This is a genomic window from Vallitalea longa, assembly GCF_027923465.1.
GTDB lineage: Bacteria > Bacillota > Clostridia > Lachnospirales > Vallitaleaceae > Vallitalea > Vallitalea longa.
The window spans coordinates 291,096-307,731 of sequence record NZ_BRLB01000003.1; the positions used below are offsets into that span (position 1 = coordinate 291,096).

A 16,636-nucleotide genomic window follows, 5' to 3' on the forward strand; every position below is an offset into this window, starting at 1 on the left:
CAATATAGAGAATTATTATTAGCAGTTTATTTATTCTAATATGCAGGAGGAATATATGTACATTTTATTGGCTTTGTTAGCAGGTGCATTAGTTATTGTTTCTATTTCACTCAATGGCAATTTAGCAGCAAAAGTGGGGCTTATACAATCAAGTATAACTAATTATTTGGTAGGTCTTATATGTTCGATAATATTTTATTTCATTTTAAATAGATTTGTATTCGATTTTCCAGTTAATGAACTAGGAGAATTTCCGTTTTACTATATGCTAGGTGGAGCAGTAGGTTCAGTAATAATATGTTTCAACAATCTCCTAATCAATAAAATATCAGCAGTGTATGTTACTGTAATTGTTTTCTTAGGACAAATGACTATGGGTATTTTGATTGATTATGTTAAATTAAATATTTTTTCCAAAGGTAAAGTTATAGGAGGAGTATTAATATTAACTGGACTCATAGTATACGTTCTTGGTGACAAGAAAACCAAAGAGTTAGAACAGATTAAATAGTCGTTTTGCAATTTTTTACTCCATTAAAAATTTTGCTTAACATAAAATCCTGGATGTTAGCCCAGGATTTTTTTTATTGATATTATTTAGTAAATGTAGTTTCTTTGGTCTAGTTGAATTATTAAAGTTATTCATTAAAATACTAAGAAGTATATATAAGCAAAGTAGGTAGCGATCATTAACAGACCGTTCCAACGTTTGAATCTTTCTTTATTGGCCATTGAAAATATTACTAGCAATAGTACTATTGCAAAAACAAATGGAATGTGGTAAGTTAACCAGCTATGTTCAATCTTAAAAGGTAATATACTAGATGATAGACCTATAACCAATATAATATTAAGGATATTGGCACCTAAAATGTTACCTATGGATATATCATGGGCTTTCTTAGCAATTGCTGTAATAGCAGTAACTAATTCAGGTAAAGAAGTTCCAAATGCTGTTAGGGTAACACCAATAATGATATCAGGTACATTTAACATTCTAGCGATTTTCTCACCATTAGTAACAAGAAGGTTAGCTCCCCAAATTGTTAATATTATTCCTACTACAAACAATGCAACGTTTTTTATAATAATGGGTCTAGTGATTTCAATATTTTCATCTTGTTTGATCTCACTGCTACTCATTTTAGCGTCTTTTACATTATGATATAAGTAAAGAACTAAAATACCTAAAAACATGAATCCGGTTATTCTGGATATTTCACCAAAAACAATTGCAAAAGTGGTTAATAGCACTAATAGAAATACAAGAAACAAACCAGTTTTTCTGAGTTTCTTTTTTTCTTTTATAAATGGTCTTGATAATAGTATTGTAAGACCAAGTATAAAACCAGTGTTACAAGCTATTGAGCCAAGAGCATTACCAAAAGCTATACTTGCATTTCCATTTATGGCAGAACTACCTGAAACCATAGCTTCTGGGAGAGTAGTACAGATACTTACCAGTGTCGCACCTATTATTATATTGGGTACTCTTAAAACTTTAGCTATCCATATGGTGGCATCAATAAACCAATCACTACCTTTAATAATCATAATAAAACCAATCAAGAATAGCAGATAGGGTGAATATTCTTCCATTTATTATTTCCTCCTAGTTATTGAAAAGTATTCAATAGTATTATTTAATTCATTACTTGTTATGTAGCATGTAATTAGTGTCTCTTATTAACTTAAGTCAATTCTTGTTATTTGTGACAAAAAAAGACTTCTACTGTAATATACAGTAAAAGTCTCGCTTCCATTTCATAATAATACTCATATGATAATACAATTATAAGTATAGTCATTAAATGCTTAACCAGCCGGGTAATATCAACCGGAATGACGACTGATTATCAACTTATTAGATAAGCTGTAAGCTACTCCCTTAAACTACTAAAAATTATACTATATATGTATGAATAAATCAATTAAGAAATCATACATATTTATAATTTTTTATAAATGTAATTCCAACTGGGTCAGGACCACAACTAGTTCCTATAGTTGAGCCGACTTGAAAAAATGGTAAATTACTCTTAACGCCTAAGTCTTTCACTTTTTCTTTAATCTTTTCTGCTTCTTCTGTAGAGTCACCTCTTGCTATACAGAAATTATAGTCAGCTATATCTTCACCAGTTTTCTTGAAATGTTCTTTTGTCATACTAATAATTTTTTTCAATGCTTTCTTTCTTCCTCTTATAGAACCGTATGGATATAATTCACCATCTCTAACGACTATAAGGGGTTTTAAGTTAAGTAAGTTACCGGCTATAGCACTTACTTTGCCGATTCTTCCACTTTTCTGTAAGTATTCAAGAGTACCTATGGTATACATTATTCTACCTGTAGGTATTAATTTCTCTGCTTTATCAAGTACTTCTTCTAGAGACAAGTCGTCTTTTCTCATTCTTCCTATTTCAACTACAAGTAATCCTTGCAAAGCTGTACATAGTCTAGAATCAAGAACAGTTATATTAAAATCAGGATAACTCTCAAGTATAATCTCACGAGCATTTACAGCAGATTGATATGATCCACTAAACATTGATGTAAGGGTTATACATAAAAGATTTTTACCCTCTTTTGCATATGGAGTAAATTTATTAATATAATCTTGTACAGAAGGTAATGATGTTTTTGGAAAGTTAGTATATAATCTATCGTAAAATTCATCTAGAGTAATGTCTATTCTTTCTCGTAAATAGTGTTCTTGATCAAATGATATATAATATGGAATTATATTAATATCATATTTTTCGATTAAGTAATCGGGTAAATCACATGCACTATCACACATAATTTCAAATTTGGGCATAAAGTAACCTCCAATAGTATTTATATAAGTCATTATAGCATATAAAAAATAGTATTAAAATGTATTATTGATTGACACTAAACAGCGTAAGTAATAGTGTTTCAGACCATTATAATATAGTGAGATGTAGTTAAGTGAACTATGTGTAGGTGTATGTTTATGCCTAATGTTACATATGTATTCATTCCTTTGATTAAAAGTTGAATTAAACATATTTCATTAGAAAAATGTATTTTATCCAATAAATCGTGCTGTTCGTCAGAAAATGTTGAAAATTGAATCAAAAGTAAGTATAATAATTAAGAGAGGAGTTGTATAATTATGGAACATATTATTTATAATATTGAGGGTTTATCAATTAAAGAAAGTCAACTTAAATATATGACTAGAAATCTAGAAGCAATTATGAACAGATTTATCAATATAAGAAACTCATTGGATAATAATATAGTAGAGAGAAACCACATATATAGTGATATCGTTGATCTTAAAAAAGATATTGAATATATTACTGAGCGTACTTATAATATTAGTAGTTATATCAATAATGCTGTCAATCAGTACAAAGAATCCGAAATTAAATTGCAAAATGAGCTAAATTCTTTGTTAGATCAAAATGGTAATATGAATGTTAAGAAAACTACTGAAAAATCATCTAGTTGGTACGATAAGATTGTAGATTTTTTTCAAGAAACCATTAGTGACTTGAGAAATAGTATAATTCATCTGAAAGATTTTTTGACTAATCAAAACATCAAGATTAACAATAAGGTTAAAGATAAGGCAGTTGAATTAGATAAAACAGAACAAGATAGAAGTAAAGTTGAATTTGATAATATTCAAATAATATTAAATGATATGCCAGATCTGAAAGAAAAATTAGGGGGAATACCTTACAGCAATAAATATTTAATAAGCCAAATCAAGAAATACATATATGCAAAAGGAATTGATATCAATAAAAATGGACAATTAAGTAGTAAAACATTATCGGCTATTAATGCATTAGGGATTAACGATTCAGGATTTAAAGTGGATGAAAAGATTTTAAATGATCTAACGAAACATAGTGATTATGATATGTGTTCATATTTTAATAGACCTACAATAGAATATAGCAATTCCAAAACTGAATGTTGTAAGGATATGCCTCATAGTGTAACGTTCATGACATGTGATATAGATAAATTATCTTCACCTCAGAAAAAAGCTATTGAAGGTCTGATTAAGGAATACAATAATTATAATACTCCACATTTATTAGATAGTATATTTGGTACAGATAATCCTGAACACCGTGCTGAAATGCAAGAAATCATTCTGGATGATATACAAAGAGTTATAGATTTATCTGATAATGAAGATTTTAAAACTTATATAAGTGTTCGTAATAGAATAGTTGAACCTATTAATGGGGCATTACAAGCCTTTGGTGGTGCTACAGAAGCAATTACAGGTAGTTCTATTGCTGTTGGAGCATCTTGGACGGGTATTGGTATACCTATTGGAGTAGGAGGATCGTATATTGCAGTTGATGGAGCTTCTAATGTACTTGGAGGAATATCTAGATTTAAGAATGGATTAATGGGTTCAACAGAAGGTGACGAATGGAATTTCATGAAAAATGCTTATGTAAAGCTGTTTCCAACACATGGAGAAACTATATATAACTTAACTCAATTAGGGATAGGTGTATTTACAATAGGAAAGGGTATTTCTGAGTTACCTGATGATGCTGTAAAAGTTTATCCACGTGCAAAACATATTAAAAAGGCTCAGACACAGGGTTTGAAGACAGAATCAGTTGTACTTGATCTAAAAGACAAGGTTATTATCACTACTCAAGAGATAAATCCAAAAACAGCTACACCAATGATTTTACAAAAAACAGTTATTGATAAGACTAAATTAAAACAAGGGTCTAAATTAATTATTGGTGTTTCGCTTGATGAGTATAATGTTAATGGTGCAATTGAATCTTTAAAAAATAAAGAACAGGAGGACGATTAAAATAGAAAATATAATAAAGCTAATGAAACAACGATGGAAATTTTATCTTATTGGTTATGTTATGGGATATGTTGTGCCATTAATGTATGATGGGGTTCCAAGTGCTATTTATTTAGTACCAATTAAAGTTACATGTGTAATCTTTGCTATAGCCATAGGTACACCGTTATATTATGGTTCAATAAGGATGCCTCTATTTGATAGTTATAGAAGAATATTAAAGTATGGTATATTAGTATTTGTAGTAATAATAGTATCTTACATAATAGCTACGTTCTTATATTATAATTTTAATGTGGACATTACTCCTTTTCTAGGGATGGATTTTATTGAGTAGATATTAAAAAATGCTTTGTGTAGGGTGATGGATAATTATCACAAATTAGTTACAATAAGTAATTAAAAGATGTAGAAATATATTGAATGTATGATATAATATTGGTGAAGAGAAGCATATACAAGATTATCATTGTTACAAAATTATTGGTGCAGAATTTGTCACCATGATTAAAGCTAGATACAGTAAGGCTTTGAAGCTGTTATGCATAAGCAAAAATCGAGAGATTTTCGACAGATAATAATAATAGAAAACATAATTAGATAAAAGTTATGGTGATGTAAAAAAGCTTTGAACCCTTTAAATTGGCGGGGTGTGGGGGTTGAGTCTGTAGAAGTATATAATCCAGTAAAATAAGTACTTAACATCTATTGTAGAAGATTGTAAATAAATGGACAGATTCATATAACCATAAAAGAGATACTTATGATACAGATAAATAATATACTAATTTAATGGAGGTATAAATCTGAAAAATAATAGATTTCTAATGAGCATATTAATAATATTTAGTATTTTTATTTTTTCTTTATGTTCTTATATAGTTGCTGATGAAAATAAAAATAATGTAAAAGAAGTAGATGAAATAATAAATAAAGATACCATGTTAAAAAATGATAGTTCGAGTAAATCAATTAATGCTGCAGATGAAAAAGAAATAGATGATACATTTCCAGATAAATGGTATACAAAAGTTAAAAGTTATAGTATTGCACCGACTGAGCTAACTAATATAGACATGGCTAGACCTGATGACAATTCAGAATGGATTAAATCTCTTATCATAAAGTATCCTCAGATATATAATTTAAAAGATATTGAAAAAGAAAAAAGAATAAATGATATGATATATAAAGAAGTTCTTTATTATCATGACATTTTGGACAATAGAGATTATATAGATTATAGTGCTGATTACAAAATAATGGAAGCAAACGAGAAAAATATAAGTATTTTATTTACTGGAGAAATAAATGATCAGAAAGAAGCAAATAGGTTTGCACATGCAATTACTATTGATGTTGACAGTGAGAAAAAATTGGAATTACAAGATTTTTACCATATAGACGAATCATTTGTTAATGATTATTTATTTGTTAAGTTTGAGATAGTAGAAAATAATTTTGAGGATATATCAGAAAACATACCATTCATTGAGTCATATATTGAACTTTACTCACAAATTCCTCATGCCAAGGACTTTTATATTGTTGGTGATAATATAGGAATCATTGTTCCTACACATAATAGTATGGGGTATATATTATTACAAGGTAAAATGGGTAAATAAACAGATATTATGGTATCTACTTATATTATATTACTCTAATATAAGATATATAATAATAAAGATTATTCAATTTAAATAAAGATAGAATATGTTAGAGTAGTTAAGTCAAAAAAATAGATATTAAAAAGCTTTGAATCCTTGAAAATGGCTCCATAACAACGATGTTCTAGTAATACAGAGTAGAAGTACATAATCCAGTAAAACAAGAATCTAGGTTATCCATTGGATGACCTTTTTTGTTATGCATATATTTACTTCTTTCCATGTTGTAGATTTTTAATAATCTATAAAAATATATCATTTGAAATATCTTATCAATGTAATAATCACAAATATGAATATTGATATTCGAAGTTTTTGTGCATTATTGTACATAAACTAATATAATAAAGTGTTATATAAATTAAATTAATGAAAATAGAGTGAATATATTGACAAAATTAATAAAATGAAATATTATATATATTGCCAATAGATATACAAGGAGGAATTATAATGTTAAAAGACAAAAAATTAAACATTGCAACATTACTTATCTGCTTTATATTGACTATTAACATACTAAACATTACTACTTACGCACAATCAGACACTGAAAATATACAATTATATTCTTCAAGACTACATATGGATTATGGTAACCGAGGTTATATTAATGGTTATTCATCAGCTGGTTATATTTATATTAAAAATTTAGATTATGATAAAAAAGTTACAGTTCATTTCAAGTATAATGATACTGATTGGAAAGATGTACCAGCATCTTATTATAAAACACTTCCTAATGGTTATGAAATCTGGAAGTTTGAAACACCTTATACTAATAAGGTGAAATATCAATACTGTGGAGATAATTATTGTAAATTCGCTATTAAGTATGAAGTTAATGGAAATACATATTGGGATAATAATAATGGAAGAGATTATTACCTTAGTCAATCAAAACATAGTATTGAATTATCAAAATGCAAGATTGGAGAAAGTCAATTCTATAAAAACTCTAGGCAGTTATGGTTCTATATAAAGGATATGGGAAATAATAAAAATATTAAATTACGTGTTACTAATGATAATTGGGCAACATATAAAGATTACGATTGTAATTATGTTACTTCATACCCAAATGGTGTAGAAGAATGGTATATTAATTTATGGAAAAATGATATAGATACAACTCCTAGCCCTTCTTCTCAATACGTATTATATTATACTGTTAACGGAATGACTTATTGGGATAATAATTTTGGAGAGAATTATAGTTTTTAGGATAGATAGCTATTATTAAAACTATAGTAAATAATTATATTTATAAAAGAGAGAGCAGAATAATTAGATTTTGCTCTCTTTGTCGTATATATAATTCAATAAAATATAACATATCAATAAAGCAATATTTTAATAACTTCCAAATGAAGAGAGAAAAATAAACTTTTTCTATTGAAAGCCTATTAATATTCAAACATTTGAGAGATTGCATCTAATATACGATTTTGATATAATTAATAAAAAAGCAGAAGGAGTTTCACATGGAATTTATAATATTGAATGGCAGTCCTAAAGCTAGTAATAGCGTAACTTTACAATCAATTAAATATTTACAACTTAATTTCAAAGAGCATGATTTCATATGTATTAATATCGCTCGTGAATTAAATAAATATGAAAGTGATAAAAATTCTTTACAACTACTATGTGAAAAAATACAAAAATGTGATGGTGTAATATGGGCATTTCCTGTTTATCATCTGTTAGTACCTTCTACATATAAAAGATTTATTGAGTTGATATCTGAAAATGAAATGATGGATTATTTCAAAAATAAATATACTTGTGTTTTCACAACATCTATTCACTATTATGATAATACTGCTCATGCATATATGGAAGGTATATGTAATGATTTCAAAATGTACTATATAGATTCATTATCACATGCTATGAATGATTTATTAGATGAAAAAAGAAGAAAAGAGCTAGTACTTTTTTTTAACAATTTTATCTTTGCTATAGAAAATAAAATAAAACCACTTCCTAATTATCTTCCTATCAAAAAACAGAACTATATTTTTCAATCACAAGACATTCTTAGTAAAATTAGCACGAACAGTAAAATAATTATACTAACAGATATGAAAGAAAATGATACTAGTCTAACAAATATGGTTAACTACTATATAAATTGCTTTGATATGGATCATACTTCTATAGAGGTTATTAATTTACAAGATTTAAAGATGAATTCTTGTATTGGCTGCTGTCATTGTGCTAGAAAAAATTTATGTGTATTCGATAAAAAAGATGATTTTAGAAAGACTCTAGATAATATTATAGAAAATGCTGATATTCTTATTTATGCCGGTACTATTACAGATAGATATCTTTCATCAGACTTCAAAAAATATTTTGATAGGACTTTTTGTTACAATCATGTTCCAATGATGAGTGGTAAGCAGATTGGATATATTATTTCAGGTAATCTAAATCAGAATGCTAATCTTAGAACTATCCTAGAAGTATATGGACAAAATGATAGCAATCTAATAGGTTATGTAACAGATCAGAGTTGTAATGATGAGGCAGTACAACAAGGTATAGAAAGTTTTACTCAGTTAGGAGTACATTATTCTGAGAATAAATATCATAGACCTAAAAATTTCTTGGGTGTTGGTGCTCATAAGGTTTTTCGTGACGCTATAGCTTCGGACCTTGGAGCGATATTTGTGGAAGATTATAAATATTATAAGAGAAATGGAGTTTTTGATTATTTTACTGTCAAGCAGAAGGTTAAGTATTTCTTTAGGAGGCTTTTCTTTAGAAGGGGTAAATTAAGGGATTATATTGATAAAAATATGATTAGTTTGATGGTTGCATCTCATAAGAAAGTGTGCGATAGTATTGAAAATAATATTAAAGAATAAATTGAATGTAAACTAATTATATTTTATCAAGAGAAAAGTTTGAGTACGTGGTGTTAATGACAATTGCAAAAAAACTATAGATTTATTTTTAAAAACATGTTATGATAACGCTTCTGACAAAAGATGAATTAATAAATCAGGAGGAAACATATGACATTCAAGAAATTTAAAATCAGTCAGCTATCTTCAAAGAATATGAGAATTGAAATATTGGCTGGACTAACAGTAGCTTTAGCACTTGTGCCTGAAGCAATTGCATTTGCTTTTGTAGCGGGAGTAGATCCATTAGTAGGCTTATATGCTGCTTTTATGGTGGGACTTATAACATCAGTATTTGGAGGAAGACCTGGAATGATTTCTGGTGCTACAGGTGGACTTGCAGTAGTTATGGTACATCTAGTATCAGCCTATGGAGTAGAGTATCTTTTTGCAGCGGTAATACTAATGGGAGTTATACAGATAATTATTGGATTATTGAAATTGGGTAAATTTGTAAGGATGATTCCCCATTCGGTAATGCTTGGTTTTGTAAATGGACTTGCAATAGTAATATTTTTAGCCCAATTAGCGCAATTTAAAGTAGCAGGTATTGATGGTAAGTTAGTTTGGTTGACTGGAAGTAGTCTTTGGATAATGGTAGGATTAGTTGCACTTACAATGATTATCATTTATGTTGCGTCAAAATTCATTAAGAGCGTACCTGCACCACTGGTAGCAATTGTAATTGTTACTATTTTCGTTGGAGTAACTGGAATTCAAACGAAATCAGTTGGGGATATTGCATCAGTTGGAGGGGGGCTTCCAAAGTTCGGAATACCTATGGTGCCAATGACTCTTGAAACATTAAAAATTATTTTGCCACATTCTTTAATCTTTGCAATCATTGGACTTATTGAATCATTGATGACTTTAACTTTAGTTGATGAGATAACAGAGACTAAAGGAGATGGAAACAAAGAATGTGTAGGTCAAGGATTTGCAAATTTAGTTACAGGTTTTTTTGGTGGCATGGGTGGTTGTGCAATGATAGGTCAAAGTATGATAAATGTAGAAGCAGGTGCTAAAAGAAGACTTTCTGGAATTTCAGCAGCTTTGTTTTTGCTTGGATTCATATTATTTGGAGCAGCACTTATAGAAATAATTCCAATTGCAGTACTTGTAGGTGTTATGTTTGTAGTATCAATATCTACATTTGAGTGGTCCAGTTTTAGAATTGCTAAGAGTATTCCTAAGAGTGATTTATGTATTATAATCCTAGTTTCAGTAGTTACAGTATTTGTGGATTTAGCGATTGCTGTAATATCAGGAGTAATTGTTGCTTCATTAGTTTTTGCTTGGGAAAAAGGAAAAAGAATTGATATAGACAAACATATGGAGGGTACTACTGGAATATATGCTATAAGAGGAGCTTTGTTTTTTGGTTCTGTTAGGACTTTTATAGATTCGTTTGATACGGCTAATGATGTTAAAGACGTTGTGATAGACTTTAGCCATGCTAGAATATTTGATCATTCTGCAATAGAGGCTATTAATACTGTAACAACTAAATACAAAAAAAACGGAAAAACCATCCATCTGAGAAATCTAAGTAAAGAATGTTTCGCATTTATTCAGAGTTCTAAAGATATTATGGAAGTAAATATTATTTATTAACTAACAAAAAACATAATATATGTTTATAGTAAAATTAAGCCACCATAATTTGGTGGCTATTTTAAATTATTGAATTATTATCACAAACAGGGTAAGGAAATACAGTGACATACTCCCCCACTAAACCTATAAAATGGTTTTGAGGGGGCTTCTTGGGACGTAGTAACCTAATGGTTACTATTATTACCAAGCTTTATGAATTATACTGTTTATCAGAAGAGTTATGGGTTGATAAATTGACAATTTTTACTAAAGTTTGTATAATAGTGATGAAAGTATTATACAAATCGTGAATAACATTAAAAAATATGTTAAATATAATTAACTATTCGTTGAAATGAGTTTCAAATAATAAAGAAAATCTGTTTGAACCTAGTGGACAAAGGTAAATCAGTAAATTTCTTAAATCGTAAAATCATGAATTTCTATGCTAAGATTCAAAAACTAAAAATAATTGAATAAAAATGTTTTTGTAGTAAAAGGTAACCCCTGTGAAAAATTAGGGGTAAGACATTTAACACGAATAAATATTTGATAAAGGTAAATGTATGTATATATGAGTATTATATATAACATACAAAATTAGGTGAAAACATTGAAGAAGAAACTATCTAGATATCAATTTTTTTTTGTATCATATACTTTGATTCTTACTATTCCAATTATTGTTCTTGTAATAACAAGTTATATTCTAATACATTCATTCATCATAGATGAAATTGTTGAAAAAGAGGTTAATAAAACCACGTTTCAGACTGAATTACTTAATACTTATTATACCAATATGAAAAAGATAATTTATGATGCTAATAAGCAGATTTTTATGACTCATTATATAAAAGAAAATAGGGCAACAGTATCTTTTGATATAAAGGAAAGCTTGATTAATTATGAGAATCAGATTAGTCTAGTAGAACATATATATTTCTATCAAATCGAAACAAAACAGGTTTTTTCAATAATGGGAACAGAATCAGAAGAATTTTTCTTTAACAATAAAATAGTGCCAAATTTTTCCAATAATATAAGAATAAAAGATATTGATGAACCGACTTTTGTTCAAGGAAAAAAATATACTAATGCAGAACAACAACTTTTTTATATAGTTCCTCTTGAATATAACTATGACCAAGAGAAATACAACAGCTATATGATTTTCATGATTGATAGGCAATATATTCAAAATATGTGTGAAAAATTAGCACTTAATGATAAGGAACTTTTTTTCATAATACATAAAGATAAAGTGATATATGGTAACGATAAATATTTAAATAATAAATTCTATTATGATGATTTGGATGACATTAGATCTGAGTTAGGAAAAAGATATACTTTAATTAGGGCTGATGGAGATAGCTTATTATATACTGTAAGATTTATAGAATATAAATCTTTGAATCATTCAGTAATATTTATAGGATTAATAATGGGAGTTATAACATGTTTTTTATTCATCCTAGGTATATTATTTATTAAGTACGTATTAAAAAAGAATTATAAGCCTATATTAGACACAATATATAATGTGCAATCAGAAACATCTGCCATCAATCAAAGTAAAGATGAATATTTAATAATCAATCAAACAATGATAGATTTGATAGAAAACAAAAAGCAACTTCAAAAAACAATGAAACGACTTAGTTATGAAAAACTTTTTTATCAACTACTATCATCTGCTCATCATAAGAAAGAGTTGGTAGATGAATTAAAAACCTATGGAGTCAATATCAATTATCCATATTTTCTTTGTGCAATATTATATCAATTAACGGTAGATGAAGATGATAAGAAAATATATTATAATTTTGAAAATGATAAAAACATAAAAAAAGACCAAATATATATTATAGAGATATCAAATACCCAACTCATATATATATTTGCTGGACAAAAGGAAGAAATAGATTATATCTATGAGTCACTTATTGATTATGATATAGGAGATAAAGTAGATACGCATTTGGGTGTTGGATATGTTGTTAGAGGAATGAAATATATCAATCAATCTTATAAGAGAGCACAATTGACTTCAGAAAGAGCTGTACAAGAAAATATGAGTGTATGCTTTAACTTAGATGAAAATATAATGCCTTATCCATCCATGGAATTGATTATGCTAAAAGAATATCTAGAACTCAGTAATCTAGATAGGGCAGTATTTACACTTAATTATTTAAAAGAATACATTAGCATATCGAAGAATCCATATGTATCTAGTGAAATATATTGGGAAGTTATTCATATAATAGAAGAACAATATAATCTACAGGAAGTAGCGACTATATTAGGTGATGATTACAGGGAACAAAATAATATTACCCAACAAGAACATAATATATTTATTAATCTGTTAATCAAACGGATTGAACGAATAATTATGGGAATAAATATGTTGAATGAAGAAAGTAACTTGGTTAAGACAAAGCATTACAAACAAATTGATAATATAATAAATTATATAAAAGATAATTATAAAGATAATAATTTTTCAATTAAGACTATGGCTGCCTATTTTGATACTACTTCTTCTAATTTAAGTCAATATTTTAAGAAATCTACTGGTAAAAACTTATCAGAGTATGTTGATGCATTAAAATTAAAATATGCTAAAAAACTTTTAGAAAAAGGAAAAATAAGAATCAGTGATATTTCTATAGAATTAGGATATTCCAGTCCCTCTGCATTCATTAAAAAATTTAAGCGGTTAGAAGGTGTAACACCGGGTGAATATAGGCAGAAGATACTAACATATAATAAATGACTCACCTTTCCCACCTTTTATTGAGTTAAATGATATATTTTAAAAGTTATTTCCATAAAAAAATTAGTAAGCCAATGAGATTGGTATCTACTAATTTTTTTTTATTATATCTATTTTCATGTCTATAGAAATAATGTTAACTAACCAAATAAAGATAAGAATGCCGTTGTTATATCATTAAGCTTACTAAATTTTGAACTATATTACTAAAAATCAGACCATATTTGATAAAAAAGAGATATAGAGTAAATTATTAAGGATTGAAGCTCTAAATGTTTTAGAGTTACTATTATCAAAGATAATTGAAATTACATATTATATTTGATTAGATTTTTTCAATATGAAGTGTATATATGTAAAGAATAAAATTTATTCAAAATGCAATTATCCTAAATAATAATTATGTAATGAATGGAGGGATTAAAATGCAACACGAAAAACCTAATGTACTGATACTAATGACTGACCAACAAGCTACTTGGTCCATTAGTGCATATGGCAAACATGAGGTAGATACACCTAATATTGATCGTCTTGCAAAAGAAGGAATTAGATTTGAACAATGTTATACACCCAGTGCTGTTTGTACTCCTTCAAGAGGATGTTTCTTTACAGGAAGATATCCTCATAGTAACGGTGCATATAGAAATGATATACCACTTAACTTAGATGAAATAACTTTTGCTCAGGTATTAAAAGATTCAGGATATAAGACTGGATATATAGGTAAATGGCATTTAAATGGTGGTGATAGTCCTGGTTGGTTGACTAAAGAGACTTCCATGGGTTTTGAGGATTGTCGATATATGTTTAATTCAGGTCATTTTAAAAAGATGATTGAACAAGAAAATAATATAAATCCTATTAAAGTTAAAAATACTCAAAAAATAGTAACACCTATATCTGATATGAGTGATGTTGGTAACGAAGAAAGTTATACAACAGATTGGATAACGAACAAAGCAATAGATAGAATAAAAAGAGTAAAGGAACAACCATTTTGCTATATAGTTAGTTATCCAGACCCACATCAACCTTATGTTGTTAGAGAACCATATAGTAGTATGTATAATCCAGAAGAAATGAGCGTTCCTGATTCTTTTTATGAAGAATGCTTACCAGATTGGGCGGAAAATGATACTTGGGGAAGACATCGTTATTTCAATATTGATTTAGAAGATAGAGTTAACAGATTGAAAAAAATAAAAGCAATGTATTGTGGAGAAGTAAAATGTATTGATGATAATATTGGAAGGTTACTTGATACATTAGAAAAAAATGGACAATTAGATAACACAATAATTGTATTTACCACAGATCATGGAGACTATATGGGAGAACATGGTTTGCTTGAAAAAAATAATCTCTATGATTCAGTATATCATCTTCCATTAATCATGAGGTGGAAAGAAAAATTACAACCTGGTAGAACTATAAAAGAATTTTTCAATTTCATTGATTTTCAACCTACATTGCTATCAATGATAGGGGTAGAGTGTTCAGGAAGAGAACAAGGGAAAGACCTTTCTAGTTTAATTATCGATGGAGTTAAAAAAACAGATTATGTCAATGAAGCTTTTATCCATCCATCAGATGTACCAAGAGGTGGTATTATTACTCCAGAATATGAATTGGCTTATGTAGGAAAGGGATTTGAAAAAAATCCACAGCGAGTATTTGCAGATCATATTCTATTTGATAGAAAAAGAGATCCTAATCAATTAAAGAATCTGTTTGATGACCCAGAATATGAAGATATAAAAAAAGAGTTGACAGGTATGATTAAAAAACACTTTAAACAATATGGTGTTAATTCCGAATTGTTACCAGACCAACTAAAATATTAGCTGAAAGGAGTAAGTCAAATATAGGCTTAAGTAAAATGATGATATATAAAAATGGTGTTAAAATATTAGATGATAATGGAGAGGTTCTTCATGCACACGGAGGACAAATTTTCTTACATGAAGGTACATATTATTGGATTGGTGAAGATAGAAGAAAAAGAAATAAAGTTTCTTGTTATTCATCAAGAGATTTATTGACTTGGAGATTTTGTAATCATATATTGACTTTAGATTCTCCTATAAAAAAACACTATGTACGTACTTCTCATGACTTAGAAATTGAGGGACAAGAAGCATGTATTGGAAATGGTTGTAATATAGAAAGACCGAAAGTTATATATAATGAAAGAACAAAACAATTCGTAATGTGGATGCACTGGGAAAAACCTGCTGATTATTCTGAGGCACGTTGTGCTATAGCTGTTTGTGATAGGGTAGATGGTGATTACGAATATCTAGGAAGTTTTAATCCCATCGGCAATATGTCAAGAGATTGTACTCTCTACAAAGATGATAATGGTATAGCATATTTCATTAGTTCATCAAGAAATAATGCGGATATTAAGATTTATCGCCTATCCCAAGATTATCTTAGTGTTGATAAAGAAGTTAGAACTCTATGGCCTGGTCAATATCGTGAAGCACCAACGGTTTTTAAAAGAAACGGGTTATATTATATGTTAACATCTGCATGTACTGGATGGGATCCAAATCAATCTTGTTATTCGTATTCTGATAAAATAGACGGTGATTGGTCAGGATTAATACCTATAGGTGATGATACTACGTATAGGTCACAACCAACATGTGTACTACCTATTAAACAGAAAGATAAAGAAAAAACAGTCTATTATTATATAGGTGATAGATGGGGTGGACAAGGTGATTCTTATTATGAATCAACTTATGTCATTTTACCTATGGACTTTATGGATGATAAAAATGTAAAAATGGATTACAAAGAGGATGTTACAATCAATACCGATATTTCATAA

General features: G+C 28.3%; 12 protein-coding genes. 10 read left to right on the forward strand and 2 right to left on the reverse strand.

Translation table 11 applies throughout. The features are described from left to right. Positions 1–55 precede the first annotated feature (55 nt). Positions 56–511 (forward strand): DMT family transporter, encoded by a 456-nt coding sequence (locus QMG30_RS09220; RefSeq protein ID WP_281814802.1) that lies wholly within the window; start codon positions 56–58, stop codon positions 509–511. A gap of 134 nt (positions 512–645) precedes the next feature. Here the strand turns inward: QMG30_RS09220 and QMG30_RS09225 are convergent, their stop codons facing one another. Next, positions 646–1,599: a calcium/sodium antiporter gene (locus QMG30_RS09225; protein ID WP_281814803.1), complete on the reverse strand. Its 954-nt coding sequence runs from the start codon at positions 1,597–1,599 to the stop codon at positions 646–648. Between the two features lie 340 nt (positions 1,600–1,939). Continuing rightward, the gene (locus tag QMG30_RS09230) at positions 1,940–2,818 is read right to left on the reverse strand and encodes a DegV family protein (RefSeq protein ID WP_281814804.1); all 879 of its coding nucleotides are present in this window, start codon (positions 2,816–2,818) and stop codon (positions 1,940–1,942) included. A 321-nt stretch (positions 2,819–3,139) separates the two neighbouring features. Between QMG30_RS09230 and QMG30_RS09235 the strand changes: the two genes are divergently transcribed. The 9 genes from QMG30_RS09235 to QMG30_RS09275 all read left to right on the forward strand — a co-directional run bounded on the left by QMG30_RS09235 (position 3,140) and on the right by QMG30_RS09275 (position 16,636). After that, entirely contained in the window at positions 3,140–4,828 is a 1,689-nt protein-coding gene (locus tag QMG30_RS09235) for a hypothetical protein (protein WP_281814806.1), read from the forward strand. A gap of 73 nt (positions 4,829–4,901) precedes the next feature. After that, positions 4,902–5,165 (forward strand): hypothetical protein, encoded by a 264-nt coding sequence (locus tag QMG30_RS09240; RefSeq protein ID WP_281814808.1) that lies wholly within the window; start codon positions 4,902–4,904, stop codon positions 5,163–5,165. Positions 5,166–5,655: 490 nt separating this feature from the next. Further along, the gene (locus QMG30_RS09245; protein WP_281814810.1) at positions 5,656–6,456 is read left to right on the forward strand and encodes a hypothetical protein; all 801 of its coding nucleotides are present in this window, start codon (positions 5,656–5,658) and stop codon (positions 6,454–6,456) included. Between the two features lie 495 nt (positions 6,457–6,951). Then, positions 6,952–7,722 (forward strand): hypothetical protein, encoded by a 771-nt coding sequence (locus QMG30_RS09250; RefSeq protein WP_281814811.1) that lies wholly within the window; start codon positions 6,952–6,954, stop codon positions 7,720–7,722. 260 nt (positions 7,723–7,982) lie between these two features. After that, the gene (locus QMG30_RS09255) at positions 7,983–9,374 is read left to right on the forward strand and encodes an NAD(P)H-dependent oxidoreductase (protein ID WP_281814812.1); all 1,392 of its coding nucleotides are present in this window, start codon (positions 7,983–7,985) and stop codon (positions 9,372–9,374) included. 150 nt (positions 9,375–9,524) lie between these two features. Beyond that, entirely contained in the window at positions 9,525–11,027 is a 1,503-nt protein-coding gene (locus QMG30_RS09260) for a SulP family inorganic anion transporter (RefSeq protein WP_281814813.1), read from the forward strand. A gap of 595 nt (positions 11,028–11,622) precedes the next feature. After that, the gene (locus QMG30_RS09265; RefSeq protein ID WP_281814814.1) at positions 11,623–13,794 is read left to right on the forward strand and encodes a helix-turn-helix domain-containing protein; all 2,172 of its coding nucleotides are present in this window, start codon (positions 11,623–11,625) and stop codon (positions 13,792–13,794) included. 425 nt (positions 13,795–14,219) lie between these two features. Continuing rightward, positions 14,220–15,641: a sulfatase-like hydrolase/transferase gene (locus QMG30_RS09270; protein WP_281814815.1), complete on the forward strand. Its 1,422-nt coding sequence runs from the start codon at positions 14,220–14,222 to the stop codon at positions 15,639–15,641. Positions 15,642–15,676: 35 nt separating this feature from the next. Continuing rightward, positions 15,677–16,636: a family 43 glycosylhydrolase gene (locus QMG30_RS09275; protein WP_281814816.1), complete on the forward strand. Its 960-nt coding sequence runs from the start codon at positions 15,677–15,679 to the stop codon at positions 16,634–16,636.

Excerpts from the sequence above, each read along its gene's own strand:
- QMG30_RS09220 (WP_281814802.1), top strand. The coding sequence starts at position 56 with ATGTACATTTTATTGGCTTTGTTAGCAGGTGCATTAGTTATTGTTTCT.
- QMG30_RS09225 (WP_281814803.1), bottom strand. The coding sequence starts at position 1,599 with ATGGAAGAATATTCACCCTATCTGCTATTCTTGATTGGTTTTATTATG.
- QMG30_RS09230 (WP_281814804.1), bottom strand. The coding sequence starts at position 2,818 with ATGCCCAAATTTGAAATTATGTGTGATAGTGCATGTGATTTACCCGAT.
- QMG30_RS09235 (WP_281814806.1), top strand. The coding sequence starts at position 3,140 with ATGGAACATATTATTTATAATATTGAGGGTTTATCAATTAAAGAAAGT.
- QMG30_RS09245 (WP_281814810.1), top strand. The coding sequence starts at position 5,656 with ATGAGCATATTAATAATATTTAGTATTTTTATTTTTTCTTTATGTTCT.
- QMG30_RS09250 (WP_281814811.1), top strand. The coding sequence starts at position 6,952 with ATGTTAAAAGACAAAAAATTAAACATTGCAACATTACTTATCTGCTTT.
- QMG30_RS09255 (WP_281814812.1), top strand. The coding sequence starts at position 7,983 with ATGGAATTTATAATATTGAATGGCAGTCCTAAAGCTAGTAATAGCGTA.
- QMG30_RS09260 (WP_281814813.1), top strand. The coding sequence starts at position 9,525 with ATGACATTCAAGAAATTTAAAATCAGTCAGCTATCTTCAAAGAATATG.
- QMG30_RS09270 (WP_281814815.1), top strand. The coding sequence starts at position 14,220 with ATGCAACACGAAAAACCTAATGTACTGATACTAATGACTGACCAACAA.
- QMG30_RS09275 (WP_281814816.1), top strand. The coding sequence starts at position 15,677 with ATGATGATATATAAAAATGGTGTTAAAATATTAGATGATAATGGAGAG.